The sequence below is a fragment of the Halobacillus andaensis genome, assembly GCF_014636475.1.
GTDB classification, from domain to species: domain Bacteria; phylum Bacillota; class Bacilli; order Bacillales; family Halobacillaceae; genus Halobacillus_A; species Halobacillus_A andaensis.
The window spans coordinates 1,252,779-1,277,157 of sequence record NZ_BMEL01000001.1; the positions used below are offsets into that span (position 1 = coordinate 1,252,779).

Below are 24,379 nucleotides of genomic sequence, written 5' to 3' on the forward strand. Positions count from 1 at the left end.
CGTAAAACAGCAAAAAAGCCTTTCATCCCTTTACAGCGGGTGAAAGGCTTTTTAGGCCCTTTTATCTTTTCTTTCGGTTTGACGTTCTTGTCGTTATTTTTTTCTCAGGATCCTGCTTTTTCACCCAGCGCAAATACTTTCTCATTGTTGGGTGATCCGCTAACCGTTCCAGCGTGTGATAAAAATTGGCCAGCTCTTCATTTGTAAACAGAGCGTGGATTTGGCGATGACAGGCACTGCACAGCTTAGCTGTCGGCCCGTCTACTCCTCCATGCTGTTTTGGGATCAAATGGTGCTCCGTTGTCTTTACGGGGCTGCGCTGACACAATTCGCAATTTTCATCCACACTACTCCACCTCCACCGTAAGGGATCCATTAAAGAAATAAAGATAGCTTTTCTCGACCGGCTTCTTCCAGATCTTCTCTAAAGCCGTTTTATATAATTGAATCTGCGTGCGGTACCGTTCCTTTAATTGCTCCTGTACGTGCTCTCCTTCAGGAATGGCATCCGTTTTATAATCCAGGATGAGCCATCCTTCTCCATAAGGAATAACAGCATCGATAACCCCCTGGATAAACACTTTCTCTTCCGTCGCTTCTTCCCAGTCTTGATACACTTCATCTGCCGGTAACGTTAAACTAAAAGGAACTTCGCGCTCAATATGTTCAGCATTTTGCACCAGTTTCCCCATTGGTGTTTCAAAAAAGTTGGCGATGGCTTGATAGTTAATCTCATCAGCTTCTTCGCGGCGAAGAACTTCTTTATGAACAAGATGCTCGACAAACTCTTCCACTTCTTCGAGCGTTTTCGGTTGACGAAGAGGGAGGTGCTGCATGACCGTATGCATCGCTGTACCTCTTTCACCAGCTGATAACCCTTGTTTCTCCTGCATAAATCGAGGCCGCTTTACAAGAGGCGCTCGATTAGGTACTAAAAGCTGATCGCTTGAGTATTCATCAAGTACTTCTCGCTGTCGTTTAATCTCAGTTACCGTTTGTTTTGCTCGTGAATGAGCAGCTTTTTGGTAAGGATAAAGAAAATCAAGACGATCTACTCTCTCATCAGCTTCGACCTCAACAGGATTCCACTGTTCGATGTGCTCCTGCAGCTTTTCATCACGCTGCTGTTCCATCTCTTCTACCACCGCATACTCGCTGCCGTGGGCTAAGTGAATCTCCCATTCAGAGGCATCTTTTTCAATCTCCTCCGCTGTTTTCACCTCGACTTCATCTGTGCGCAGCGCTTCACTGTCCTGATGCCGAATAAGGGAAGGACCGACCCAATCTAAATAAGACTTGGCTTCCAGGCGGTGGTGCGGAGGCAGGACCCAGTCGGGATGGTCTAAATAGCTCATCCATTTCTCCTGTTTCTTTTCAAACGATGCTACATTTCCAACCATAACTAGTTTTTCTTTCGCTCTTGTTAAAGCTACATATAGAACGCGCATTTCTTCCGCTAATAACTCCCGAAGCTTCACACGTTTAATGGCATGGTAAGCAAGTGTCGGATACATGAGGCGTTTATTAGGATCAATATACCTCGATCCAAACCCATAATCTTTATGCAGCAAGTACCGCTCTTTTAAATCCATCATATTAAATTGCTTGTCCATAGCCCCAAGCAGTACAACAGGAAACTCAAGTCCTTTACTCTTGTGGATTGTCATAATGCGAACGACGTCCTCTTGCTCCCCAAGGGCCCGCGCGGCTCCAAGGTCATCTCCTCGCTCCTCCATCCGTTCAATAAAGCGAAGAAAGCGAAACAATCCTCTAAACGAAGTAGATTCATAGGAACGTGCTCGATCATACAATGCGCGCAAATTGGCTTGGCGCTGACGACCTCCAGGCATTCCCCCGACAAAATCGTAGTACCCCGTTTCCCGGTAAATCTGCCAAATCAAATCAGATAACGCTCCTTGCCGGGCACGCTCGCGAAAATCGTCCAATTGCTTAAGGAAATGAGTAATCTTTTTCCCTATTTCTGAACGTCCAGCTGCCAATTTAATCGACTCAAAATAGCTTACTCTTTTCTCCTCTAGCCTAAGCTGCATCAATTCATCTTCATTTAAGCCGACAATCGGTGATTTAAGTACAGAGGCGAGGGGAATATCCTGCAACGGATTATCAATGATTTTGAGCAGGTTAAGCATTACTTTTACTTCAATTGCTTCAAAATACCCTGTCGAAAGCTCAGCATAAACAGGAATACCCTGCTGCTTTAACTCATCAACAATGGTGGAAGCCCAAGTCATCGATCGCATTAATATCACGATATCCCGATACTGAACGGGACGCTTCACGCCGGTTTCTTTATCCACAACTTGCAGCGGCTCTTCCTCGCCATACCCAAGCCATGTACGTATTTTTTCTCCATACGCTCTTGCTTCTAACTGCGCTTTCTCTAAATCTTCGAAGCTTTCTTCTTGGGATTGCTCCTCTTTCGCTTCACGATCAATGATCAAAAGTTCAGCTTTCGCATAGTCGGATGGATTTTCATCGTAGACACTATTGCTGTAAATGAGCTCAGCTTCAGGCTCATAATTCATTTCCCCTACTTCTTCATCCAGCACTTGACGAAAGACGTAATTAGCCGCATCTAATACTTGTTTGCGGCTTCGAAAATTACGAGCCAAATCAATCCGTTCTCCATCATGATCCGCCTGGCCGTAAAGCTTATACTTGGTTAAGAACAGAGATGGTTCAGCGTGACGGAAGCGATAAATGCTTTGCTTTACGTCTCCAACCATAAATAAATGGCCAGCTTCTGGATCATCTGTCAGCAGTCGAAGTAATGTCTCTTGCACGAGGTTCGTATCCTGATACTCATCGATCAGTACTTCTGAAAATTGATCATGAAAACTTTTCGCTACAGAAGAAGGCACAAGGTTTTCTTTCGTGGATGTTTCATCTACTAAGATTTGCAGGCAATAGTGCTCTAAATCCGAAAAGTCAACGAGCGCTTTCTCTTTTTTCAACTGCTGATAACGCTCATGGAAATCCTGGACGACCACAGCAAGCTGCTTCATGACAGGATGCAGAGCTTTCATATCGTTTAAATAGCTCACAAGCTTACGATGGAACCATTCTTCTTTCATGCTCATCCATCGTTTTTTGTAACGATCCCTGATTTTTTTCGCACGCTCTTTTTTCTTTTCATCACATTCCATTTTCTTTCTCGACAGCGCAGCAAACTTGCTCGTACTCATGTACGTTTGCAGCTCCTCCCAGGAGATCTCGAGCGCCCCTTTTGCCTGTTGAACCATCTCAAGATCAAGAGCGGCCGTTTCTCCGTAGCTTGAAGGCCCGTCTGCTTCTCTCGTCAGATCAACCAGCTGCTGAATCTCAGCTTCCATGGAATCAAGCTGGCTTTTCACATCTCGTTTTAGCAGCTGAAGCCATGGCAGATCTTCTTCGTTTTGCACTTCGTTATCCTGATACATAGCCACCATGTCTTCCAGCCACTGCTCAGGCCACGGGTTTTGCATAGAAAAGGTATGAAGATCGAGAACGAGTTTCTCAACATCTAAGTCATTTCGGTCACTGGAAAAGCGATCTACAACGTCGAAAAACTGCTGCTGTTCCTTACCTTCTTTTCCGTACCAATCTTCAAATAAATCTTCCAGCACTTCCTGACGAATTAAATCGGCCTCCACGTCATCTGCAATTCTAAATCCAGGATCTAAGTCTAGAAGATAGGCATACTTTCGTACGACCTCCATACAAAAAGAATGCAGGGTGGAAATGGATGCATTTTGTAATAAAGATAATTGTTTTTTTAAGTGTCGTGATTCAGGGTTGCTTTCTAAGGATTTACTTAATGCTAACCCGACTCTATTTCGCATTTCTTGCGCGGCTGCATTCGTAAAAGTTACAACGAGCAGCGAATCAATGTTGACCGGCGCTTCTTTATTTAAGAGTTTTTGAATAATCCGTTCAACGAGTACCGCTGTTTTACCAGAGCCCGCAGCCGCTGAAACGAGAATATTTTTTCCTTGAGTGTAAATCGCGCGCTCTTGTTCTTTAGTCCAGCTGACCACGGTCATTCTCCTTTCGTTCCGTCATTTGCTGAATGACTTCCTCTTCTTTCAAGTGCTTAAGTTTGCGGAATTGATGATCCTCTAACGCCGGATCAAATTGGCAGACAGAGCGGAACGGACAATAGTCACAAGCTGCCTGATCATCTTTAAGGAATGGATTCAACGCTACTTCTCCATCCGTAACGCGCTGCCCCGCATCTTGCATGAGTTCACGAATATAGTTTCTCAGCTGGTCAAACTTTTCATTTTCCAGCGTTTTTGATCCTTTGTAAAATCCACCGCCTGCCTTTAGTCCTGCGGGAACGATTTGGCTGCGTCCTTTTTCCAGACTGGTATCCATCATGGAAACGAGCTGTTCGTCTTCAAGCAGCAAGCCCGACATTTTAAACTTCTTAAAAATTTCTTGCTCAATTTCGTCATCCGCAAGCCACTGTTTCCCTGAAATCATCGGATTATGAACATGAAAATAAAGCACACCGGCAGGCAGCGCTTTTGAGCCAAGCCAGTGCTCAGCATTTGATAACACAACATCTAAATACGAGAGCATTTGTAAAGCCAGCCCATAATAGACATCTACTAAGTCCAGCCCTTTGGCGCTGGATTTATAATCAATAATGCGTAAATACAGCTCTTCTTCGTTTAAGGCCCGATCGACACGATCAATGCGTCCTCGCAGCATCAATTCGTGACCATTCGGCAAACCGAGCGTTAACGGAGGAAGCTTCGAATTTTGCTCCAACCCAAAGCCCAGCTCCAACCCTACTGGAGAGAAGTGACTTTTTCTCGCCTGCTCACTTAAAATATATGCAGCTCTCGCGATCACGCCTTGAAGTTTATACTTAATATAATGATGGCGGTTCGAGCTGTGCAGGATTTGGTTTTGCAGGATGGGAGCTAGCAAATTAGTCGCTTTTTCTGCATACTTGGTCGTCTCTTGCTGATCTAATTGAGCAAAGTCACGCCCTTCCTGCTGTACCCACTCTGTAATCTGCTTTAAGGCTTCATGAAACAGCTGACCAATATCAGGCGCATCCAGTTTGTACGTTTTTCTCTCTTGTAAGTTCAAACTATGCCCAGCGAAATATTGATAGGAACAGCGATGATAGGTTTCAAGTCGTGACACACTCGTTTTTACCGGCCCATTGAATAACCGCTCTTTCGTAGGTTGAGACAAATGTACGGGCTTGTTTCGGTAAAATAAACTTTGCAAGACTCGATTCGTTAGGCCGTTTTTTTCTTCTTTTTTTATATACCAATTGAGGACATCCCACCAGACGTCTTCCATAGGATACCCTCTTAAATGCCGGGCTAATTGTGATGTTAACGCCGACCTCGTTTTCATTGGTGTTGAAATAAAGCGCGAAGCATCTTTTAGATCATCCGCATCCTGCAGCATCACGTGCTCCTGTACAGAAGGAAACAGTTCTTCCAGCCGCTGAATAATTTGAGAAGGAACTTTCGATTTACCTTCTTCATTGCTTAACGGATAGCTCACCCACACATAATCCTTAGCCATCGTTAGTGCTAAGTACATGTAAAAACGATCATCGAGTAACTGACGATTGGCACCATCAGCAAGCTGCAGACCGCTTCCCGAAAGAATCTCCCTTTCTTTCTCCGTCATCATGCCGTCACTAGATGGTTTCATCGGCCAAATTCCATCTGTGACACCAAGTAAAAATGAAGCCTTAATACCGGTAATACGAGAACGATCGACGTCCCCCACAATGACGTGATCCATGCTTGGCGGTACGTGAGAAAATGTTAAAGACTCCAGTCCGCTTTCTATCGTACTTCTGAACACTTGCAGGGAGACTGTTTCATCACCGGCAATTTCAACCGCTTCGTCGAGCAGCTGCAATACTTCATCCCACACTTGCTCCTGTTCCCGGCCCCTTTCAATTTCACCTCGTTCATCATATCGGTCACGCCACATTTCTAATTGCTGGGGGACACGTAACGTTTCCAGCCAATGATAGATGGCTTTTGCACGTTCAGCGATTGTATCTGCTTCACGTAATTGTTCATCAAATGGCTCAAGCACTTGAGTAATTTGGTCACGGTACGCATTGATGCGGTTTTGTTTTTCTTTTTCCTCGTCTGTTTGAGCTGCTTGTTCAAAGCCTCTAAAACGCTGAAAGATCCACGGTTCCTTACTAAACCAGCGATCTCTTTTTCGAATCCCATATTCGAGGACATAGTTTTCTAATTCATCAATTGCTTCTTCATTCAGCGGATACTGCTGATTGGTTGATGGAATAAAGCCCGTTTTCAACAATCGAAACACAGCATCATATCGGAAGTTTCCTTCAATTACATCGAGACCCGAGCGAATCAGTTCAATCATCGGATGGTTCAGCATCGTTCGCTTTTCATCGATAAAGACTGGGATTTCGTAATCCCTAAACAACGTATCAATAAGACTATGGTATACGTTAGGTTCACGAATTAAAACGGCGATGTCTTTGTAACGGCAGCCTTCCTCACGAACAAGACGTAAAATCTCCTGTGCGGCCCCTTCGACTTCAGCTCTAGGATGAACAGCTTCCGCGACTTTGATCGGAGCCTCCCTTTCAAAAACAGGCGCTGGTCTGTAGTCAAAATATTTTTCTAAATGCTGCAAAGCCGGCCTATCTTTAAAGCGTCCCTGCTGCATATCGAGCACTTCTACGTGATCGACAGCGATCCCGAGTTCTTCAGCCATTTGTTTTAATTTAAAGTACGTATCTTTTGTTTCATGAAAAAGGTCAAGCTCTTCATTTTCATTTTCCTGCGGGTGGTCTGTCGTTAAGGTTACTTTTACCGTGCGGCACTTCTTTAACAAAGCTTCGATTACCGCATACTCCTGCGGTGTAAAGCTATGGAAACCATCCACATACACGTCGGCCCCTTCCAAAAAAGCGGCCTCAGGAATTTTCCCTGATAAAAGCTGCAGCTGATCTTCACTATCTATGTACTGCTCCCGTAAAGCGTCAACTAAGCGATCATAAATATACGTTAAATCATCCAGCTTATCGCGCAGTCCTTCTTCGTGGCTCGTACGATGCATAAATTGATCCATTTGATTCATTTGATGATGGAGCATTTCCGGCGTTACCTGGTAACGTTTAAACTCTGTAATCATATTCTCTAACTGTTCGACAAATCCTTGCTTTTCAATCGCCTTCTGAAAAACCTTCCAGTCCGAAGTCCGCTCCTCAATAATTTTCCGAAGCATCATTTGAACCCCGGTCGAGCTGATAAATTTCTTCGTGCCTCCCCCGGTTTCCTGTAAAACGCGCCAAGCCAGCCGTGAGAAACTAAAAACTTGCGCTCGTATAGAACCTTCAATATTTCCTCCTGTCAGCAGCGCATATTCTTGCTGAAAGGTCATTTGATCAGGAACGATATACATAATGGGTGCTCCATTAGGCTCTTCTGCCAGTCGTGAACGAATTTCTTCTAAACAATGCGTTCCTTTCCCTGTACCTGAACGCCCTAGTGTAAACTGAATGCCCATGGGCTCACCTCTCCTCATTTCTTCTACTTATCTACTATCCTATCATTTTCCTTATTTCCAATGAAGCAAGTCACTTACCTCATTGAAAAAACCGTCCCAAAAAGGACGGCTTAAAATTGAACAGCTACTTGTGAAAATGGCCAATAGCGCATATCTACTTCTCCTACAATCTGTTCAATGGAGACAAATCCAAATGAACGACTGTCTAAACTATCACGCCGGTTGTCTCCCATAACAAACAGCTCACCTTCAGGAACTACTGTCTCTCCCGTGACCTCTTCCAACGTAAAATCCTCGGTAAACACTTCCCCATCATTGGGTCTCAGTTGATCTAAATAAGGTTCAGCTACAGCTTCCCCGTTGATATACAGGATGTCATTCTCAAAGGAAATTTCATCCCCCGGTAAGCCGATCACGCGTTTCACATAATCCTCTTCTGGATTCGCATGAAACACGATCACATCTGTTCGATCAATGTCACGTATGTCGTACGCGATTTTATTCACCATTAGTAAATTCCCGTCGTACAGAGTTGGTTCCATCGATTCACCATCTACTATATAACTAGCAAACAAATATGTTTTAAATACAAAAGCAATGAGCACCGCGATTAAGACTGCCTTAAAAATTGTCGTATACTTTTTCATGATTGTCTCCTCCAGGTTGGTTGCTAATTACACCTTACCCGTTTCACAATCATTTTAACCGCTCCGATGAGCTCGTCTCTCTGCCGTGCGTTGAATTCTTTTTTCTATTAATTTCCCCAGGATCCAAAATGCTAGAATACATACGCCAACCACAATGGACTTCACTGGATTTTGGGCAAAAGACGCCATGCTGCTCCCCACATAAGCAATCGTAAAGATCATAACGGACTTCCCTAGAACAGCCGCTAAAATAAACTGCTGCCGACTTACATTTGATAAACCAGAGACCACATTAATAATGGAAGACGGCGAAAACGGAAAACACATCAGTAAAAACAAAGGGCCGAAGCCATGTTCTTCTACCCAATTCATCACACGTTTGACCTGTTTATGTCGACTGACAAAATTAAAAAACCGCTGTTGTCCCAGCTTTCGCGAAAGAAGAAAGACTAAGATGGCCCCTGTTACGGCTCCAATCCAAGAATAAAGAAATCCTTTAAATAAGCCATAAACCACTGAATTAGCCAGCACAAAAGCTACGAGCGGTAATATGGGCAAGAACGCCTCTATAAGAGGAAGAAGAATGCCCGGCAATGGCCCAAATCGTTCAAGTTGTTCGAGTTGATCAATGGCATATTCAAATAATCGATCATTTTCTGCCATATATTGAATCTCATCTATATCAATCATTAACAGCTCCATAACGGCTCTCCTTATCGATGACAAGCAAAAATCTATACTTCTATTTTAATCTAAAACAGCACCCTGTGCCTACTATAATACAGTTTCCCCACTTCAAAACCTTTTTAATCGACAAAAATTGGTTGCATATACGAGAGATCATCGTGGTATAATATAGAACAAACGTTCGTATTTATAGGAGGAGAAAAACATGCGTCACTTAAAACAGAAAGAATTAGAAACAGCTTCACGCTATCTCTTCTTATCTATGGCCATTACGGTAATCCGTCAAGACCGGAAGCATATTCAGCAAGGAGATTTTAAAATTAAGGAGCCCTATATGGAGCTGCTCGGGAAGATGGAGCTCGAAGCCAGGGAAGAAAGAAAAGCGTTGAGATCACAAATGGAAGCGCAGAAACTCCAAGTGATTGAGTCTGGGCGTAATGATTCGTTTACTTCATTCTTGTTCTTAGCCCACGGGTACGAAGAGAAGAGAAATTACTTCAACCCGGCTATAAGGAAAAAAGTCGAAACCATTTTATTTGAGCTTATGCATAATTCTCTGCGACGACGTCGTTCTTTGGAGCGGAATACTTCAAACGATCTTCCAGGGTGAAGCGAAACTGTGCAGTACGCTGAATTTGGTTAGAGATCATTCCTACGGACACTGGAACATTGATGGATGTACCATTTGTAAATGTAATAGTAGTGGAATGATCGTTTTCACCTTTATATGTGCGAATATACTTATGAGCGATCCAGGAACATTCTTTGCGTTTAGGGGAGATAATTGGAAAGAAATACATGCTCATCTTTTGGGAAATGACAATCGGGGGTTTATGAGTGAAGCCGGCTACTTGCTTTGTACCGGAAATTCGTCCTTCTAAACTACTGGCAAAATAACGACACGAATGATCAACGATCTTACTGGGCCAATCCTTCAAATAAAAACATTGATCACTTTCAATAATTTCAGTAATGATCTGCCCTTGATCATCATAGCCTGCTACAAGAGCCATCGTTCGAGGGTTCACTTCATATTCTTTTTTATATACCAAGTCCATTCTTTTCAACACCCTTCTTTTTTTAAGATCGACAGCCTTCCAGCGTGCTGCCCACCTTTTCTCTATTAATTTACCAAAGTTCGATAAAAAAGTCTAAAAATTCTCAAAAATATTTTCTCTCTGTTATAATTATAAGAAAAAGTAAGAATTTTCCGTCATTAGAAAAGGAGGAATTCTGAATGTGGAAACGGAAGAAAGCAACCGAAGAAAAAACTCCGTTAGAAGTAATGGACTTATCGATTCACGACGTTCGAAAAGCTGTGCATAAATACGCAGAGCGAAAGCCGAATGAGGTGCCTTTAAGCGTCATCATTAATCAGGATTTAACGATCGACTATGATTTACTTTCCCCCTATATCGCTGGCATTCCCAAAAAAACGTACTACATGTCTAAAGAAACCTATGAATTGTTTGAAGAAGAGGATTATGAACTCGCTAAAGAAATGGATATGGTCCAGCAAGCAGTGGATTTGTATATTCAACAAACAGGGGACTCCCCAATTATTGATATGGATCCATACAAACGAATCAGTTACTATAAATTAGAGCGTCTCCACTTACTGACTCATCGACCTGAAAGGGAATTCTATTTAACCAATGAAGAATTTATGATTACGTACCAAAAGCCCAAATAAGGACAAAAAAAGTGCCAATGCTCCGGGAAGAGCATTGGCCAATGAGACGACTGGTTAACTTTTGAGTGAGGGAATTAATGTGAGAAAAAGCTTTCGCCTTTTCATCAACACCACTCATCAGTAACGTACATTACTGACCCACTTATGAAACCGACTCATAAGTGGTGTGTAACAAATAAGCATGATCGCTTATCTAATTCTTATTGTAATATATCTCTTCTCCTGATTCACCGAAAAAAATTTGCGGTGTTCCGCAAAGTGTTGCGCTATTGCCAACTAATGTCATACATCTCGCTGCGCGACCTCCACAATTACCGTTGCGAAAGCTTTTCTCGTAAACTCTTCCGTAAAATTTTCCCCGTTGTGTTTTTCGGTAACTCTTCCATAAAATGAATTCGATTTGGCTGCTTGTACTTCGTTAATGAGCCCTGACAAAATTCTTTTAACTCTTGTTCATCAAGAGAAGGATTAGAAGAGACTACAAAGCTGATCACCGCTTCCCCGCTTTGAGGATCAGGTGCTCCTACAACAGCTACTTCCGTAATATCAGGGTGGCTGTATAATACTTCTTCAACTTCCCTAGGATAGACGTTATATCCCCCCACTAAGATCATATCTTTTTTACGGTCTACGATATAAAAATAGCCTTCGTCATCTCGGCGGGCCATATCTCCTGTATAGAGCCAGCCGTCACGAATCGTGACCGCCGTTTCCTCCGGAAGTTTGTAGTAGCCTTTCATGACATTAGGGCCTCGAACAATGAGTTCCCCTACTTCTCCATCAGGGACTTCTTCGCCAAGCTCATCGACTACTTTATTTTCTACATTTTTTATATTCGTTCCGATCGATCCCGGCTTGCGGGGACGATCTAACGGATTGAATGTCGTTACAGGTGAAGCTTCTGATAATCCATACCCTTCCGACACCCTTACCTTAAAGTGTTTTTCAAAATCGTTTAATAACGCTACAGGCAGCGAAGATCCTCCTGAAATACAAATCCTCATATTTTCAAACGTATGGACTTGATCTTTCCCTGTCTGCAGCAAGTAATTATACATCGTCGGTACACCAGCAAACACAGTAGCTTTGTATTTCTCCGCAGCTTCAAACACTTCAGGCGGGGAAAACTTCGGTACAATTAATACGGTGCCTCCATTCATAATCGGAGCGTTCAAAGCTACTGTAAGACAGAACACGTGAAACATCGGTAAAGTAGCTATGACGCGATCGCTAGATGAAATTTGTAAATATTCAGCGACATCAACAGCATTGGAATACAAATTTTTGTGAGTCAGCATCGCCCCTTTTGGTTTTCCAGTTGTCCCTGATGTATACAAAATAACAGCGACATCTTCCTGTTCCAGCTCAGGGGCTTTAAAATTCACATCCCCTTCAGATATGGTCTTTGTAAACGATTTCATTTTTGCCTTTAATAAAGATTCTCTGGACTCTGCTCCAGTATCGGCTACAAAATAGTCTTGAACGGATAAATGGGCATCCATATGTTCAAACTTATCCATTAGGACATCCATGGTGATAACCCCTTTAACATCTCCGTTCTTTAAAATGTAACTCATCTCGTCCACCGTATACGTGGGATTAATCGGAATTACCGTAGCCCCCGCGCGCAATGATCCATATAGTGCAATCATAAATAAGGGACTGTTTCCACTCACTAAAGCAATATGGTCCCCTTTTCCATATCCTAATTCATGAAGTTTTGAGGCAAATTTAGTAACAGAAGCATTAAACTCTAGATAACTTACACTTTCTCCTTGAAATATGTAAGCCTCCTTCGACGGATCACGATCAGCAGTGCGCATCAGTTGAGCACTTAAATTCATACGTTCCTCCCCTTCCATGCTGTAATGAATGAATAGTCATTCATTTATATTTAAAAAATATTCACTCTAATTATAAAATACTGTCAATTGATGTGCAACATTGTGAAATTTTGAAAGATGCAGTTCTTAGTCCTCCTTTTTAAAAAGCTAAATAACAAAAGACCAGCAGAACTAATCCTGCTAGTCTTTTGTTTAATAAACCATATCAAGGAAATCTTCTTTTGTAATTTTACCTAAATAGTGAGGAATCTCGATATTCTCGAGCGCCTCATCAATAGCTGCGCGCTCATATTTCACATCCATGAGCTGCTCTTCAACTTCAGAAATATCTCCTACTCCAAAGAAATCGCCATAAATTTTAACGTTGCGAATATACCCTTTTGCTACATCAAGACGGATGTCATAGCTTCCTGCTCCTTCAATCCGTTTCGTGTGCTGAATGTTAAACTTAGGTGATTTTCCATAGTTCCAATCCCAATTGCGGTAACGATCATCGGCAATCTTGTAGATCTCTTTCCAGTCTTCCTCTGTTAATTGATACTGAGGAACATCCTTTACATCCTCCACATTAAAGATATAACGCAAAATTAACTGCTTAAACTCATCCATTGTAATCGATTCGTCCAGGTACTCCGAAATGTTTGCTACGCGGCTGCGAATCGATTTTATGCCTTTGGACTTAATCTTCTCAGTCTTTACATTCAATGCAGAAACAACATTCTCAATTTCAGAATCGAGCATTAACGTTCCGTGACTAAACATGCGGCCGCGCGTAGAGAATTGAGCATTTCCAGAAATTTTTCTTCCATCAACCACAATATCATTACGGCCAGATAATTCCGCTTGAACGCCTAACTTGTTAAGCGCCTGAGTAACGGGTTCTGTAAACTTAGCAAAGTCGTGAAAACTATCCCCATCATCCTTCGTAATAAAGCTGAAGTTAAGATTGCCAAGATCGTGATAAACAGCTCCGCCGCCAGATAAGCGACGCACCACGTGAATTCCGTTTTCTTCTACATAGTTTGTATTGATTTCTTCCACGGTATTTTGGTTCTTACCAATAATGATGGAAGGTTCGTTAATATAGAATAATAAATAAGTCTCGTTAATATCTAAGTTCTTTAACGCATATTCTTCGATCGCTAAATTAATGCGCGGATCATTTACTCCCTCATGATCTATAAATAACATCGTCTCATCCTTTCCAACGTTTCACTCTACTTTCCATTGTATAAAATTCGACGATATTTCACAATTTATTGAGCATCCGAGCTCCACGTTAACTCATTTTCAGCCAATTCGATATGACCTTTAAACACATCAGCTGCTTCTTGTTTCAGTAAATTCGTTTCTCCAAAATGAGGCAAATGGCTAAGCCATAACGTATCGACGTCCGCAAGATTTGCAATTTTGCCTGCTTCTTCGCTCGTCATATGCCCTGGTCCGCTTCCGTCCATCCCTTTATAAAAGTTCGTATCTGTTATAAGCAAGTCAGATCCTTTTGCAAATTGAGCTAACTCTTCAAAATAACTAGTATCTGCTGTATAAACGATTTGATCTGTATTACTACAGATTTTCATTGCGTAGCAAGGCACGGGATGCTTTGTTTGTAAAAATTCAATGGTAAACGGTCCGAGTTCTAAGGGCTGATTCGGATCATAAGCGACTCCTTCTGTATATTGATGGGTTAATGATTGTAAACCCTTTTCATCTTGCTCATGGCCGAAAATCGGCAGCACATCGCTCGTTTCTTGAATCGTATTTTGCACGAGCCAAGCATATTGGAGAACTCCAATATCCGCGATATGATCGTGGTGATAATGAGATAACACCACAGCATCCAAATCGGTTACTTCAAGTTTTTGCTGCAGCTGGGCCAATGCACCACTTCCACAATCAATTAATAATTTGTAATTCTCTTCTTCCATTAAGTAGCATGAGGTGGCGCTATTTACAGCTGGATACCCGCCCCAATAACCTATCGTAGTTACTTTCATACTTATCACTCCTAATCAGACTTTTTACCTATTTTTCAATTGTTTTATAACAGATGGTTGAATTCTGAATATTGTTATAATACAATGACTTTACAACAACTTATTGGAGGCGATTTCAAATGATGAATGTCATTGAGTTTTTCCGCAACCTACCTAAAAAGCAGTGTACAAAATGTGGCCATGCGATTCAGGAGCAGGCAGACTGTTACGGCAATGTCTGTGACGAGTGCAGTCATCCTGCCCGTTAATCATAGTATTCCACACCTCTAATGTTTTCGAACATGTAATTTTAATGAGCGGCTATTAAGCGGCTCTTTTTTTTGCATAAAAAATCCACCTCTTTTTTACGAAGAGGCGGATTCTTTTAAGGAGATACGTTCCGTTGACTTTCGTTTAAGCAGTTCATAAGGATAGACAAATCGCTGCTCATGCTGTTGCTGGCTGCTTTTCATTTTATTGACGAGCACCTGAATGGTTTTCATCGCCATCTCCGCGACAGGCTGTTGCACGGTCGTAATAGAAGGAACCATTAAAAGAGAGATCATTTGGTTATCAAATCCAACCACCGATAAATCCTCCGGGATACTGAAACCTGACTGAGCAGCTGCATACACAATGCCCGCTGCTACTTCATCTGATCCTGTAAATATCCCATCTACCTTTTTATTTTGCTGTTGGAGAAAGGCGAACACTTTTTGTCCATCTTTTACATCCAGCGCATCTTTGATTTCTAGGTTTTCATCAAAAGGTAAATGGAAATCAGCTAACGCTTGCTGAAAACCTAATTTACGCTCGCAAGTAATATGCGTCTCCTGACTTCCAGTGGCATAAGCAATCGTGGAGCACCCTTGCTCTATTAAATGGACGGTTGCGTCGTAGGCTGCCTGACGATGATCAATATGTACCATCGACACTTGATCCGTCTCCATGTACTCATTGCAAAGGACAATAGGACCTGATTCGAGATATGGTTCAATGGTTTTCCAGTCATTCGATAAAGAAGCCATAATAACTCCGTCGACTTGCTTTGTTTTTAACAATTGTAAGTAATCCAATTCTTTCTGTTTCTTATCATGCGTCTGGCAAACAATTACTTGGTATCCAAATTCCGAAGCTTCTCGCTCCATTGCTTCAATTAAATGACCAAAAAACGGATTAGTTACACGCGGAAGCAATACAGCAATGGTTTCTGTACGTTGACTTCTCAGCCGACGAGCTGATGAATTTGGTACATACCCCAGCTGGTGCATCGCATCCATGATTTTTTCTTTTTTCTCTTCCGTGACATAGGGTTGATCGTTAATCACCCGAGATACTGTAGTCCGCGACAAACCTGCCAGGCGGGCCACATCCTCAATAGTAGCCATTCTAACTCCCCCTGATTCAGCCACATTTTGAAATCGTTTTCATAACAAATCATACTAAGATCCACCTAAATATGCAAGAGAAAATTTACCATTGCAGGGTACCAGGTACACAATGCAGCTTAACGTGTACCTGGTACCCAGAGAAAAAAGAGAAAAAGGAAATAGAAAAAACTGCTGCCTATTAGGCAGCAGTTAGAGGTTGAGGTGCTCGAGGACTTGTTCGACGGCGGCTTCTCCCTGGTCAATGCAGTCAGGCAGTCCTATGCCTTCATAAGAAGCGCCAGCTAAGTAAACACCTGGCAACTGCCTGTTCATTTGTTCTGTGACTTGTCGGATGCGATCCTTATGACCGACAGTATATTGCGGCATGGAGTCATACCATCTCGTAACAATTGAAAATTCAGGCTGATCACTGATTTTCATTATTTGATTAAGATCGTGTAATGCAATCTCCGTTATTTCTTCATCTGATAAATCAACCACTTCTTGATCATTCGGTTTTCCAACGTAGCAGCGGAGCATCACTTTGCCTTCTGGTGTAGAGTGAGGCCACTTTTTGTGCGTCCACGTGCATGCGGTAATTCGAAAACGGCTGTTGCGAGAGACGACAAACCCTGTTCCATCCACGTCTTTCTTGATCGCCGAGGCGTCAAAGGCCATCGCAACGTTAGCAACAGATGTCGCTTTCAACTCTTTTAATGTATCCATGAAATCGTATTGGGAAAGCATACGCTGTGCTGCAAAATAAGGGACAGCAGCGATCACAGCGTCGGCTTTTTCCACGCTTCCATCACTTAATAGAACGTGATAACCCTCTGATTTTTTCTCAATGTGATCGATTCCTACATTTTTATGAATCGACTCTGGCTTCAACTGTCCTTCAATAGCGTCGACAAGAGATTGAAGGCCATCTTCGAACGTACGGAACATGCTGGGTTTCGGCTTATTTTTTGGCGGCTTCGGCACCGTTTTTCTTAATCCTTTAATTAAACTGCCATGCTCCTGTTCTAACTGATAAAAGTTCGGGAACGTAGCCTGAAGACTTAAATCATCAATATCTCCAGCATATATGCCTGATAATAAAGGTTCAATTAAATTGTCTACCACTTGATTACCGAGTCGGCGTCTAAAGAACAGTCCTAATGACTGATCGCCTTCGATCGGCTGCTTTGATTTTACGAGATCAAGTGCCGCTCTTACTTTTCCAGCAGGCGTGAACAGGCTGGAAAATAAAAAAGGCCGGATTCTCGTAGGAATGCCCATAAACGATCCGCTCGGCATTTTATGCAGCTTGTCTTTAACAAGAATATAAGCCTGCCCTGTCCCATTCGGAACCAGTTTATCTTCTAGGCCAACTTCACGAGCCAGCCGTGTCGCGCTTTTCTTACGTTCTAAGAAAGAATCTGGTCCTCTCTCAATCGTGAAACCATCACGCTTCACTGTGTCAATCTTCCCACCTAAATGATTGCTGGCTTCATACAATTGAACATCAATCGGGAGCTGTTTTTCACGGATTTCTTTTTGTAAATAGTAAGCAGCGGTTAATCCGGAGATCCCTCCGCCAGCTATAACTACTTTTTTACGTTCCATACTTAAACCTGCTCTTCTCTTTTAGCTAGGACAACACCAGCTAGCGTCCGAATAAATTTAGGGTGGGTATTCGGCATTTCTGGTCGGTAATAGTCTGCTCCAACTTCATGACAAACTACTTTACACTCATAATCATTATCGTAAAGAACTTCAAGGTGGTCAGAAACAAATCCTACAGGTGCGTACACAAAGGAACGATAGCCCTTTTCATGAAAAAGATCTCTCGTTAAATCCAGTACGTCTGGACCGAGCCAAGGGTCTGGCGTGTTTCCTTCACTTTGCCAGCCAATCTCGTATTGGGTAATCCCCGTTTCTTCAGAAATTAATTCAGCTGTTCTCTTTAACTGATCCGGATAAGGATCGCCGCCTTCTAAAATTTTCTCCGGCAAGCTGTGTGCTGAAACGATTAAGCATGCTTTTGCGCGCTCTTCTTCAGGCATTTTTTCATATTCAGATAAGATGTGTTCACTCCAGTAATCAATGAAACCAGGAGCGTCATACCAGCTTTCTACTGAACGGATCGTAATGCCGTGTTTTTCAGCTTCTTCCTGAGCACGCCCATTGTAAGATTTCACACTGTATGTGGAATAATGCGGGGCCAATACGATGGATACCGCTTCTTCAATGCCATCTTCAGTCATTTGCTGAACAGCATCTTCTACGAACGGTTCAATATGTTTTAAACCTAAATACATTTTAAATTCAACTTCATCTTGTTCTTCGTTTAACGTGTCTTGCAGAGCCGTCGCCTGGTCTTCTGTAATACGCGCCAGCGGTGAAATACCGCCAATCGCATTGTAGCGGTCACGAAGGTCTTGCAGCATTTCATCCGATGGCTTTCTGCCTCTGCGGATATGTGTATAATAACGTTCTAAATCTTCTTCTTTATAAGGCGTTCCATACGCCATAACGAGCAAACCTACTTGTTTCTTTTCCATTATAATTCACCTCTTAATTCTTTTTTGAATAGTCGTGAATGAGCTGGGTTAGTCGCTTTAAGGTTTCTGGTTTAATGTCAGGCGTAACCCCGTGTCCTAAGTTAAAGATGTGGCTAGGGTGCTGCTTTCCTTCATCTATGATGGCTTTCGCGCGCTCTTCAATGACATTCCAATCAGAGAGCAAAATCGAAGGATCAAGGTTTCCTTGAAGCGGCTTCGTAATCCCCATGTCTCTTGCTTCTTTAATGGAAAGACGCCAATCCAAACCTACAACATCAACAGGAAGGTCATTCCATTCAAGAGCCAAATGCCTTGCTCCCACTCCAAACATGATTAATGGAACCTCTGTTGATTCTAATTCTGTAAAAATCCGCTCCATTACAGGTTTAATAAATGTTCGGTAATCCTCTACATTTAAAGCGCCTACCCATGAATCAAAGATTTGTATAGCGCTTGCTCCTGCAGCAACTTGTGCACGAGCATAAGTGATCGTCGTCTCCGCCAGTTTGTCCATGAGCGCAAACCACGTCGTTGGCTCGCTGTACATAAGAGCTTTCGTCTTATTATAATTCTTAGAAGGTCCGCCCTCAATCATATAGCTCGCCAGCGTAAACGGTGCTCCAGAAAATCCGATAAGCGGGACATTTAACTGTTCTTGAGTCAATAAACGAATCGTATCCATTACGTAAGATACGTCAGTTTCCGGATCAATTGTTCCGAGCTTCTCTATGTCCGCTCTACTACGAATCGGATTGTCAATCACAGGACCGATCCCTTTCTTAATTTCCACATCGACTCCTATGGCTGGTAATGGCGTCATAATGTCTTTATAAAGAATCGCTGCATCCACATCGTATTGCTCAACGGGAAGTCGGGTGACGTAAGCCCCTAATTCCGGTTGATGCGTAATTTCAAAAAGTGAGTATCTTTCTTTTAATTTATTATACTCCGGCTGCGACCGTCCTGCCTGGCGCATGAACCATACAGGTGTATGATCCGTTGGCTCACCGCGAAATGCTTTTAAGATTGTGTCATTAAATGGTTTAGTCATCCCTAAAAACTCCTTTTTCACGTTCAACGTTTATCCGATTACAACTATACTGATTTTTTAAACAGGTGTATAGAAAAACGATCGTTTCGTCACTAGATTGTGCATTTTTTCACAGGTGCTAATTAACCGTAACTTCATTAGAAGGTTCACCCTCGAGTCCAGTCAGTGGATCATATGGAACTACGACATACGTGCGAGGATTCAGCAGGCTGAAGGTACTTACACGGTATTCTCCTTCTCCCTTCACATCCCCGACTAACTTCTTATCGTCTCCACCTTTCTCATAAATTCGATAAATGATTCGATCATCGTCACCAGGTGTCCATTCAATTGTACCTGATACAATTCTGAACCCTCCGAAGCTAACAGAACCTTTAGCATCCGTGATTTCGGGCAGTGTAATCGGTTCAGGTAAGTTTTCCGCACCTTCAGGACGTTTAAATGAAGCAGTCATATCTTTTTGATCATCAACTTCTGACAATATAGACTTCATGAGAGCTGTAGGGTATTCGCTTCCACCCGTTAGATAATAATCGTCTCCGGATTGATCATACCCCATCCATAGTGATCCCACATACTCTGGCGTGTAGCCTACAAACCACGCATCTTTGTTTTCTCCCTCTACAGAAGGATGCTGCTGAGTGCCTGTTTTTCCTGCCAGGGCTTTAGGAAAGCTTCCCGCCTGTGCTGTACCTGTTTCCACAGTCTTTTCTAACATCTGGGTCATGTTCCAAGCTGTTTCTTTATTAAACACTTGCTTTTCAGTTTGTTCATGCTGGTGAATGACCTCACCATTTCGATCAATAATCTGTTGAATCGTATAGCCATTGGTCACTTTTCCTTCGTTCGCAAAACTGCGGTACGCTTCTGTTAATTGCAGCGGCGTATATCCTTCTGATAACCCACCTAACGCAAGGGAAAGTCCCTCGTCTTCTGTTGATAATCCAAGGTCGTCTAAATATTTCTTCGCATAATCGATTCCCATTTGGTCCAGCAGCCAAACGGCAGGAGCATTTTTAGATTCGATAATCGCTTGATAGATAGACGTAAATCCATCATAGTTTCCATCATAGTTTCTCGGCGTATAATCTCCATAGCTTCTCTCTTCGTCTACTAATAATGAATACGGAATATACTTTTTGTCCATGAGGGCAGGGCCGTAGACGGATAGAGGTTTAATAACTGAACCAGGCTGTTTACGTGTTAATGCACGGTTACGTTCCCCATGCTTAAAGTCACGCCCTCCCACCAAAGCGGCTACTGCTCCTGTTTTTTGATTCATTAAAGTAAAAGCTCCTTCGACCTCTCCTTGAGATCCTGGTGCAAATTCTCCATTTTTCATTTGATCGGCAGCGATTCGCTGTATGTCTGGATCCATTTCAACGACGATCTTATAACCGCCGCGTTTAAGTTCGTCTCGAGAAATATGGTAAACCCTCTCAGCTTCGCGTATCGCGGCATCTACATAGCTGTTGCTCCATGTTTCTTCTTTCTCTTCCCTTCGCTCCTCACCTAACGTAGCTCCTTGAAGACTGACCATTTCTTCAGCGGCAATCATATCCAGTGCTTCCATACGAGCCAGCACAGTATTCCGCCTGTTTAATGCGTTCTCCGGATGATCAAAAGGCGAATACGAGTTAGGAGCCTTAGGAAGTCCAGCTAACAGGGCGCCCTGTGCAACAGTTAAATCCTTAATTGACGTATTGAAATAGGTTTTGGACGCTTCTTCTACTCCATAGGCCCCGCTCCCAAAGTAAATCGTATTTAAATAAAGCTCGAGGATCTCATCCTTTGTATACTTTCGCTCCAAGTGTATAGCTGCCATGACTTCCTTCGTTTTACGCATCCACGACTTTTCGTTCGTTAAAAAAAGGTTTTTAGCGAGCTGCTGAGTGATCGTACTTCCACCCTCTACCTTATCCATAGCAATGATATCTCGATAAACCGCACGTAAAATCGCTTTAAAATCCACTCCCGAATGTTCATAAAACCTTCCATCTTCTATAGCAATAAAAGCTTCTTGAACATGAGCAGGAATGTCATCTATATCGACTAAGGTTCGGTTTTCTGTATAAATCCTTTCTAATACTTCCCCTTCTTTCGTCTCAACCGTTGAGGCGGTATTTAAGGCTAAGTCTTTTTCTGAGACAATAAACCGTCCCCCAAAAAGTATGATTAAAAATCCAATGATTGCAAAGAACACAAAAGCCGTAACAATGACAGCCGGCCACTTTACCCGCCTGACCCAACGCGGCATTGGAGGTGCTTTTAATTTTGTTTTCAAGCCTCGTGCATCCTTTCTTCTTCCTTATGTTAAAGCTTGCAGAAGTTTTGTCTAACTTGCTACACTAAAAACGTGATGTAGGAAAGGAGACAAACTTATGACCGTATCTATGACAAATGGTACCTTAAACTATTTAGCAAAGCTACAGCAGGAACATCCTGAACTTTTTTTGATGCAAAATCAAGACAAAACCGTGGCTTTCTATGAAGGAGAGCAATCTTCTTTTTTTGCTGAAGGTCGAGATTATGAAATCGTTGAAGCTGTAGGTAATGTTCAGCCGACTGGATTTGTCGTCATGAACAATATTCCTGTCTCTGACGAAGGCCGCCCTGTATTTGAAGACCGATTCAAGAAGCGCGCCGGCAGTGTGGAAAGCATGGATGGCTTTCAGGCCATTCGCATTCTAAGACCTGTAAAAGGAAATACCTACGTCGTATTTACACAATGGCGCAATGAACAGAGTTTCGAAGATTGGAAGAATTCTCAGGCTTTTGAAAAAGCACACGAGAACTCTGGTCCTCAACATAAAGAAAAGCCTTCCTTTATCGACGGCAAACCTTATATTACAAAATATCAAATGATCCAGCCCGATTAACACATAGCAAAAGTGAGCGGCATTTACCGCTCACTCAGGTTGTCAAAAAAGCTTGGATGGATGATAACTTACTCTGATTAGGTTCCATATTTATCAGAAGAAAAGGAACAGGAAAAATCGTTGCTTTCCGCGGGGCATGACGGAAAGTCTCCTCGGTCTGCGACCTGCGGGCCTCTCCTGTCTGCGTGTCCCGCAGGAGTCGCCGCTTTTTCCATTCCTTTTATCTTTATGGACTTTCGGAACCATCGCAGAATGCATGCCCCTGCTGAAAGTCTCTAATTCCATAACGGCACGGCTTATCCGTCATTTTTATAGTGATCCTTTATCGAAAAAGGGGTTTAGGAAACGGCGAGACTCCTGCGGGAAATGTGAATAAGGTGTGACCCCGGAGGGCTGATAAAACCCGAGGAGGCACACCATTCGCCCGCGGAAAGGGAGTCGCTTCCTAAAACCCTTTCGCCTACCTAATGCAAGGAAGGTTTACGTTCTCAATGAAAAAAGGTTTATTTTCAAGCTGAGTGAGCGGCATTTACCGCTCACTTTTTTATTCACCTGCATTTTCTTCAAAAAAGCTTTCAAACTCTTCCATCGACTGTGCCCCGACGATACGGTCCTGTTCTTCTCCGTCTTCATAGTGAACGACAGTAGGAGTGGACTCAATGCTATACTTATTCCATTCACTCTCAAATTCAAGCAAGTTCATTTTTTTCATATCTACATTCATGTCTTGAGCGAGAGGCACAAGATCAGGTGTAGTCTCACGGCAATACTGGCATTCCGGGCTATAGAAGTAAACCGTTACCGGATCACCGGACTGCACTTCCTCCTCAAGTTCATCAGGAAGAATTTGGTTTCCATAGTCAGGATCATCGAGTTGATCAATCGTTGCCTGTTCCAGGTTGTCTTTTTCATAAGGATTATCTGCTGATTTCTGAGAGTTTTGATAGTTGACGACAAAAGCTAAGATGACGACCAGGGCCACTAGCACTGTCGCAAAAATAATCATATTCTTTTTCATTAACTGTTTCTCCTTTGCTCACGAATCGTTAGTACGTGACTAACAAAAATAATAATAAATGCTGTTCCTGCTAGAAATGGGATGGTTATAAAACCAAGCCAGTTAATATACTCCGCATTACAAGGCACTGCTCCGCAGGAATCACCTGCAGACTGAAAAGCAGGAACTTTTTGAATCATATAATGATAAAGGGAAACACCTGCCCCTATTCCGCTTAATACTAACCCTGCCGCCGCCGCTTCTGTATTTTTCCTAATTAACGAGGCACCATAGATGACAACTAAAGGATACATAAGAATCCGCTGATACCAGCATAATTCACAAGGTGTATAGTTCAGTATCTCTGAAAAAAACAAACTCCCCAGCGTAGCAGCTAATGAGACAGCCCACGCTGTAAATAGTAAGGTTTCGCTTCGCTTTTTCATTTCTAATTTCCTTTCTTCCTCTCTCCCACTGTTATTATACTAGGTATTGTTTTGAAATCAAAACAGGAAATGCAATCTGATTGTTTTTACGTTTAAACGAGAAAGAACAGGGAATATTTTAAATGTGCCAAGATTTTTCAGAAAGGATGATCATGAAATGGACGAAAAAATGCAACAATTAATCGATGGACTCAACGAAGACTTAGCGAATGAATATGCGGCGACCATTATGTATACTTACAACGCTGCCGTCGTATCAGGTTTATACCGATCTGTGCTCAAACCGTTCTTCGAAAGTGAAGTAGCGGATGAACAAGGTCATGCTTTATACCTTGCTGAGAAAATCAGCATTTTAGGAGGCACACCAACGACTACTCCTGCTGAAGTTAAGCAGCATACAGAAGTTAAAGCTATGCTCAGAGAAGCACGTGAAGCAGAACGTGCAACAATTGAGCGATATGAAGAGCGTAAACAGCAAGCTGAAGAACTAAACTTAACTGAATTGTCCGTGAAGCTCGATGACCTTATTTCAGATGAAACGGGTCATATGGAAGAAATCGATCGATTGCTTCAAGATACCCGTCTTCACGAATAATTTTAATTGCTAAAGAAAGCCTGTCGACTCGTTCGACAGGCTTTTTTGCATGTAGAGTTTCTTCCGTTTTCTCTCTGTGCATTGTTTGTCTCGTTATTAATAATGAAAGGTC

Annotated in this window: 21 protein-coding genes; 5 read left to right on the plus strand and 16 right to left on the minus strand. The window is 42.6% G+C overall.

Annotated features, from left to right (window positions below):
* Positions 1 to 61 precede the first annotated feature (61 nt).
* The 5 genes from IEV27_RS06560 to IEV27_RS06580 form a co-directional block, all read right to left on the minus strand.
* Positions 62 to 376, minus strand: a complete 315-nt coding sequence (locus tag IEV27_RS06560; protein ID WP_188376628.1) for an HNH endonuclease — start codon at positions 374 to 376, stop codon at positions 62 to 64.
* On the minus strand, positions 348 to 4,037 hold the full coding sequence (gene addA, locus IEV27_RS06565; protein WP_188376629.1) for a helicase-exonuclease AddAB subunit AddA: 3,690 nt from the start codon (positions 4,035 to 4,037) through the stop codon (positions 348 to 350). Before addA ends, IEV27_RS06560 begins: the two co-directional genes overlap by 29 nt.
* Positions 4,021 to 7,536, minus strand: a complete 3,516-nt coding sequence (addB, locus tag IEV27_RS06570; protein ID WP_188376630.1) for a helicase-exonuclease AddAB subunit AddB — start codon at positions 7,534 to 7,536, stop codon at positions 4,021 to 4,023. The genes addA and addB overlap by 17 nt, the downstream gene beginning before the upstream one ends.
* 110 nt (positions 7,537 to 7,646) lie before the next feature.
* Entirely contained in the window at positions 7,647 to 8,183 is a 537-nt protein-coding gene (gene lepB, locus IEV27_RS06575; protein WP_188376631.1) for a signal peptidase I, read from the minus strand.
* 54 nt (positions 8,184 to 8,237) lie between these two features.
* Positions 8,238 to 8,885: a TVP38/TMEM64 family protein gene (locus IEV27_RS06580; RefSeq protein ID WP_188376632.1), complete on the minus strand. Its 648-nt coding sequence runs from the start codon at positions 8,883 to 8,885 to the stop codon at positions 8,238 to 8,240.
* Between the two features lie 190 nt (positions 8,886 to 9,075).
* On the opposite strand from IEV27_RS06580, the gene IEV27_RS06585 reads away from it, so the two are divergent.
* A complete protein-coding gene (locus IEV27_RS06585; RefSeq protein ID WP_188376633.1) occupies positions 9,076 to 9,480 on the plus strand; it encodes a YhjD family protein in 405 nt (134 codons plus the stop codon).
* On the opposite strand, the gene IEV27_RS06590 is transcribed toward IEV27_RS06585, so the two are convergent.
* Positions 9,413 to 9,928, minus strand: a complete 516-nt coding sequence (locus tag IEV27_RS06590) for a competence protein ComK (RefSeq protein ID WP_188376634.1) — start codon at positions 9,926 to 9,928, stop codon at positions 9,413 to 9,415. The two genes, IEV27_RS06585 and IEV27_RS06590, sit on opposite strands and share 68 nt — an antisense overlap.
* Positions 9,929 to 10,107: 179 nt before the next feature.
* On the opposite strand from IEV27_RS06590, the gene IEV27_RS06595 reads away from it, so the two are divergent.
* The gene (locus tag IEV27_RS06595) at positions 10,108 to 10,563 is read left to right on the plus strand and encodes a DUF3939 domain-containing protein (protein WP_188376635.1); all 456 of its coding nucleotides are present in this window, start codon (positions 10,108 to 10,110) and stop codon (positions 10,561 to 10,563) included.
* A gap of 311 nt (positions 10,564 to 10,874) precedes the next feature.
* Here the strand turns inward: IEV27_RS06595 and IEV27_RS06600 are convergent, their stop codons facing one another.
* From IEV27_RS06600 to IEV27_RS06610, 3 genes are all read right to left on the minus strand, one after another.
* Positions 10,875 to 12,407, minus strand: coding sequence for a fatty acid--CoA ligase family protein (locus IEV27_RS06600; RefSeq protein WP_188376636.1), 1,533 nt, complete (start codon positions 12,405 to 12,407; stop codon positions 10,875 to 10,877).
* A 192-nt stretch (positions 12,408 to 12,599) separates the two neighbouring features.
* Positions 12,600 to 13,598 carry a lipoate--protein ligase gene (gene lplA, locus IEV27_RS06605; protein ID WP_188376637.1) on the minus strand — a complete coding sequence of 333 codons (999 nt, stop codon included), beginning with the start codon at positions 13,596 to 13,598 and terminating at the stop codon, positions 12,600 to 12,602.
* Between the two features lie 65 nt (positions 13,599 to 13,663).
* A complete protein-coding gene (locus IEV27_RS06610; protein WP_188376638.1) occupies positions 13,664 to 14,404 on the minus strand; it encodes an MBL fold metallo-hydrolase in 741 nt (246 codons plus the stop codon).
* 119 nt (positions 14,405 to 14,523) lie between these two features.
* Here IEV27_RS06610 and yhfH point away from each other — a divergent pair, with 119 nt between their 5' ends.
* Positions 14,524 to 14,652, plus strand: coding sequence for a protein YhfH (yhfH, locus tag IEV27_RS06615; RefSeq protein ID WP_101843432.1), 129 nt, complete (start codon positions 14,524 to 14,526; stop codon positions 14,650 to 14,652).
* 96 nt (positions 14,653 to 14,748) lie between these two features.
* On the opposite strand, the gene IEV27_RS06620 is transcribed toward yhfH, so the two are convergent.
* From IEV27_RS06620 to IEV27_RS06640, 5 genes are all read right to left on the minus strand, one after another.
* The gene (locus IEV27_RS06620) at positions 14,749 to 15,771 is read right to left on the minus strand and encodes a LacI family DNA-binding transcriptional regulator (protein WP_188376639.1); all 1,023 of its coding nucleotides are present in this window, start codon (positions 15,769 to 15,771) and stop codon (positions 14,749 to 14,751) included.
* Between the two features lie 192 nt (positions 15,772 to 15,963).
* Positions 15,964 to 17,361 carry a protoporphyrinogen oxidase gene (hemY, locus tag IEV27_RS06625; protein WP_188376640.1) on the minus strand — a complete coding sequence of 466 codons (1,398 nt, stop codon included), beginning with the start codon at positions 17,359 to 17,361 and terminating at the stop codon, positions 15,964 to 15,966.
* 2 nt (positions 17,362 to 17,363) lie between these two features.
* Entirely contained in the window at positions 17,364 to 18,299 is a 936-nt protein-coding gene (gene hemH, locus IEV27_RS06630; RefSeq protein ID WP_188376641.1) for a ferrochelatase, read from the minus strand.
* A 13-nt stretch (positions 18,300 to 18,312) separates the two neighbouring features.
* Entirely contained in the window at positions 18,313 to 19,350 is a 1,038-nt protein-coding gene (hemE, locus tag IEV27_RS06635; RefSeq protein ID WP_188376642.1) for a uroporphyrinogen decarboxylase, read from the minus strand.
* A gap of 118 nt (positions 19,351 to 19,468) precedes the next feature.
* Positions 19,469 to 21,634, minus strand: coding sequence for a transglycosylase domain-containing protein (locus IEV27_RS06640; RefSeq protein WP_229734862.1), 2,166 nt, complete (start codon positions 21,632 to 21,634; stop codon positions 19,469 to 19,471).
* Positions 21,635 to 21,731: 97 nt separating this feature from the next.
* Here IEV27_RS06640 and IEV27_RS06645 point away from each other — a divergent pair, with 97 nt between their 5' ends.
* Entirely contained in the window at positions 21,732 to 22,229 is a 498-nt protein-coding gene (locus tag IEV27_RS06645; protein ID WP_188376643.1) for an antibiotic biosynthesis monooxygenase family protein, read from the plus strand.
* 544 nt (positions 22,230 to 22,773) lie between these two features.
* Here the strand turns inward: IEV27_RS06645 and IEV27_RS06650 are convergent.
* Both IEV27_RS06650 and IEV27_RS06655 read right to left on the minus strand, forming a co-directional pair.
* The gene (locus IEV27_RS06650; protein WP_188376644.1) at positions 22,774 to 23,247 is read right to left on the minus strand and encodes a thioredoxin family protein; all 474 of its coding nucleotides are present in this window, start codon (positions 23,245 to 23,247) and stop codon (positions 22,774 to 22,776) included.
* Positions 23,247 to 23,672 (minus strand): disulfide oxidoreductase, encoded by a 426-nt coding sequence (locus IEV27_RS06655; RefSeq protein ID WP_188376645.1) that lies wholly within the window; start codon positions 23,670 to 23,672, stop codon positions 23,247 to 23,249. Before IEV27_RS06655 ends, IEV27_RS06650 begins: the two co-directional genes overlap by 1 nt.
* 157 nt (positions 23,673 to 23,829) lie before the next feature.
* Between IEV27_RS06655 and IEV27_RS06660 the strand changes: the two genes are divergently transcribed.
* Positions 23,830 to 24,267 carry a ferritin-like domain-containing protein gene (locus tag IEV27_RS06660; RefSeq protein WP_188376646.1) on the plus strand — a complete coding sequence of 146 codons (438 nt, stop codon included), beginning with the start codon at positions 23,830 to 23,832 and terminating at the stop codon, positions 24,265 to 24,267.
* Positions 24,268 to 24,379 lie beyond the last annotated feature (112 nt).

Coding starts and splice junctions, on each gene's coding strand:
- IEV27_RS06560 (WP_188376628.1), bottom strand. CDS start 376: ATGGATCCCTTACGGTGGAGGTGGAGTAGTGTGGATGAAAATTGCGAA.
- addB (WP_188376630.1), bottom strand. CDS start 7,536: ATGGGCATTCAGTTTACACTAGGGCGTTCAGGTACAGGGAAAGGAACG.
- lepB (WP_188376631.1), bottom strand. CDS start 8,183: ATGAAAAAGTATACGACAATTTTTAAGGCAGTCTTAATCGCGGTGCTC.
- IEV27_RS06580 (WP_188376632.1), bottom strand. CDS start 8,885: ATGGAGCTGTTAATGATTGATATAGATGAGATTCAATATATGGCAGAA.
- IEV27_RS06585 (WP_188376633.1), top strand. CDS start 9,076: ATGCGTCACTTAAAACAGAAAGAATTAGAAACAGCTTCACGCTATCTC.
- IEV27_RS06590 (WP_188376634.1), bottom strand. CDS start 9,928: ATGGACTTGGTATATAAAAAAGAATATGAAGTGAACCCTCGAACGATG.
- IEV27_RS06595 (WP_188376635.1), top strand. CDS start 10,108: ATGTGGAAACGGAAGAAAGCAACCGAAGAAAAAACTCCGTTAGAAGTA.
- IEV27_RS06600 (WP_188376636.1), bottom strand. CDS start 12,407: ATGAATTTAAGTGCTCAACTGATGCGCACTGCTGATCGTGATCCGTCG.
- lplA (WP_188376637.1), bottom strand. CDS start 13,598: ATGTTATTTATAGATCATGAGGGAGTAAATGATCCGCGCATTAATTTA.
- IEV27_RS06610 (WP_188376638.1), bottom strand. CDS start 14,404: ATGAAAGTAACTACGATAGGTTATTGGGGCGGGTATCCAGCTGTAAAT.
- yhfH (WP_101843432.1), top strand. CDS start 14,524: ATGATGAATGTCATTGAGTTTTTCCGCAACCTACCTAAAAAGCAGTGT.
- IEV27_RS06620 (WP_188376639.1), bottom strand. CDS start 15,771: ATGGCTACTATTGAGGATGTGGCCCGCCTGGCAGGTTTGTCGCGGACT.
- hemY (WP_188376640.1), bottom strand. CDS start 17,361: ATGGAACGTAAAAAAGTAGTTATAGCTGGCGGAGGGATCTCCGGATTA.
- hemH (WP_188376641.1), bottom strand. CDS start 18,299: ATGGAAAAGAAACAAGTAGGTTTGCTCGTTATGGCGTATGGAACGCCT.
- hemE (WP_188376642.1), bottom strand. CDS start 19,350: ATGACTAAACCATTTAATGACACAATCTTAAAAGCATTTCGCGGTGAG.
- IEV27_RS06645 (WP_188376643.1), top strand. CDS start 21,732: ATGACCGTATCTATGACAAATGGTACCTTAAACTATTTAGCAAAGCTA.
- IEV27_RS06650 (WP_188376644.1), bottom strand. CDS start 23,247: ATGAAAAAGAATATGATTATTTTTGCGACAGTGCTAGTGGCCCTGGTC.
- IEV27_RS06655 (WP_188376645.1), bottom strand. CDS start 23,672: ATGAAAAAGCGAAGCGAAACCTTACTATTTACAGCGTGGGCTGTCTCA.
- IEV27_RS06660 (WP_188376646.1), top strand. CDS start 23,830: ATGGACGAAAAAATGCAACAATTAATCGATGGACTCAACGAAGACTTA.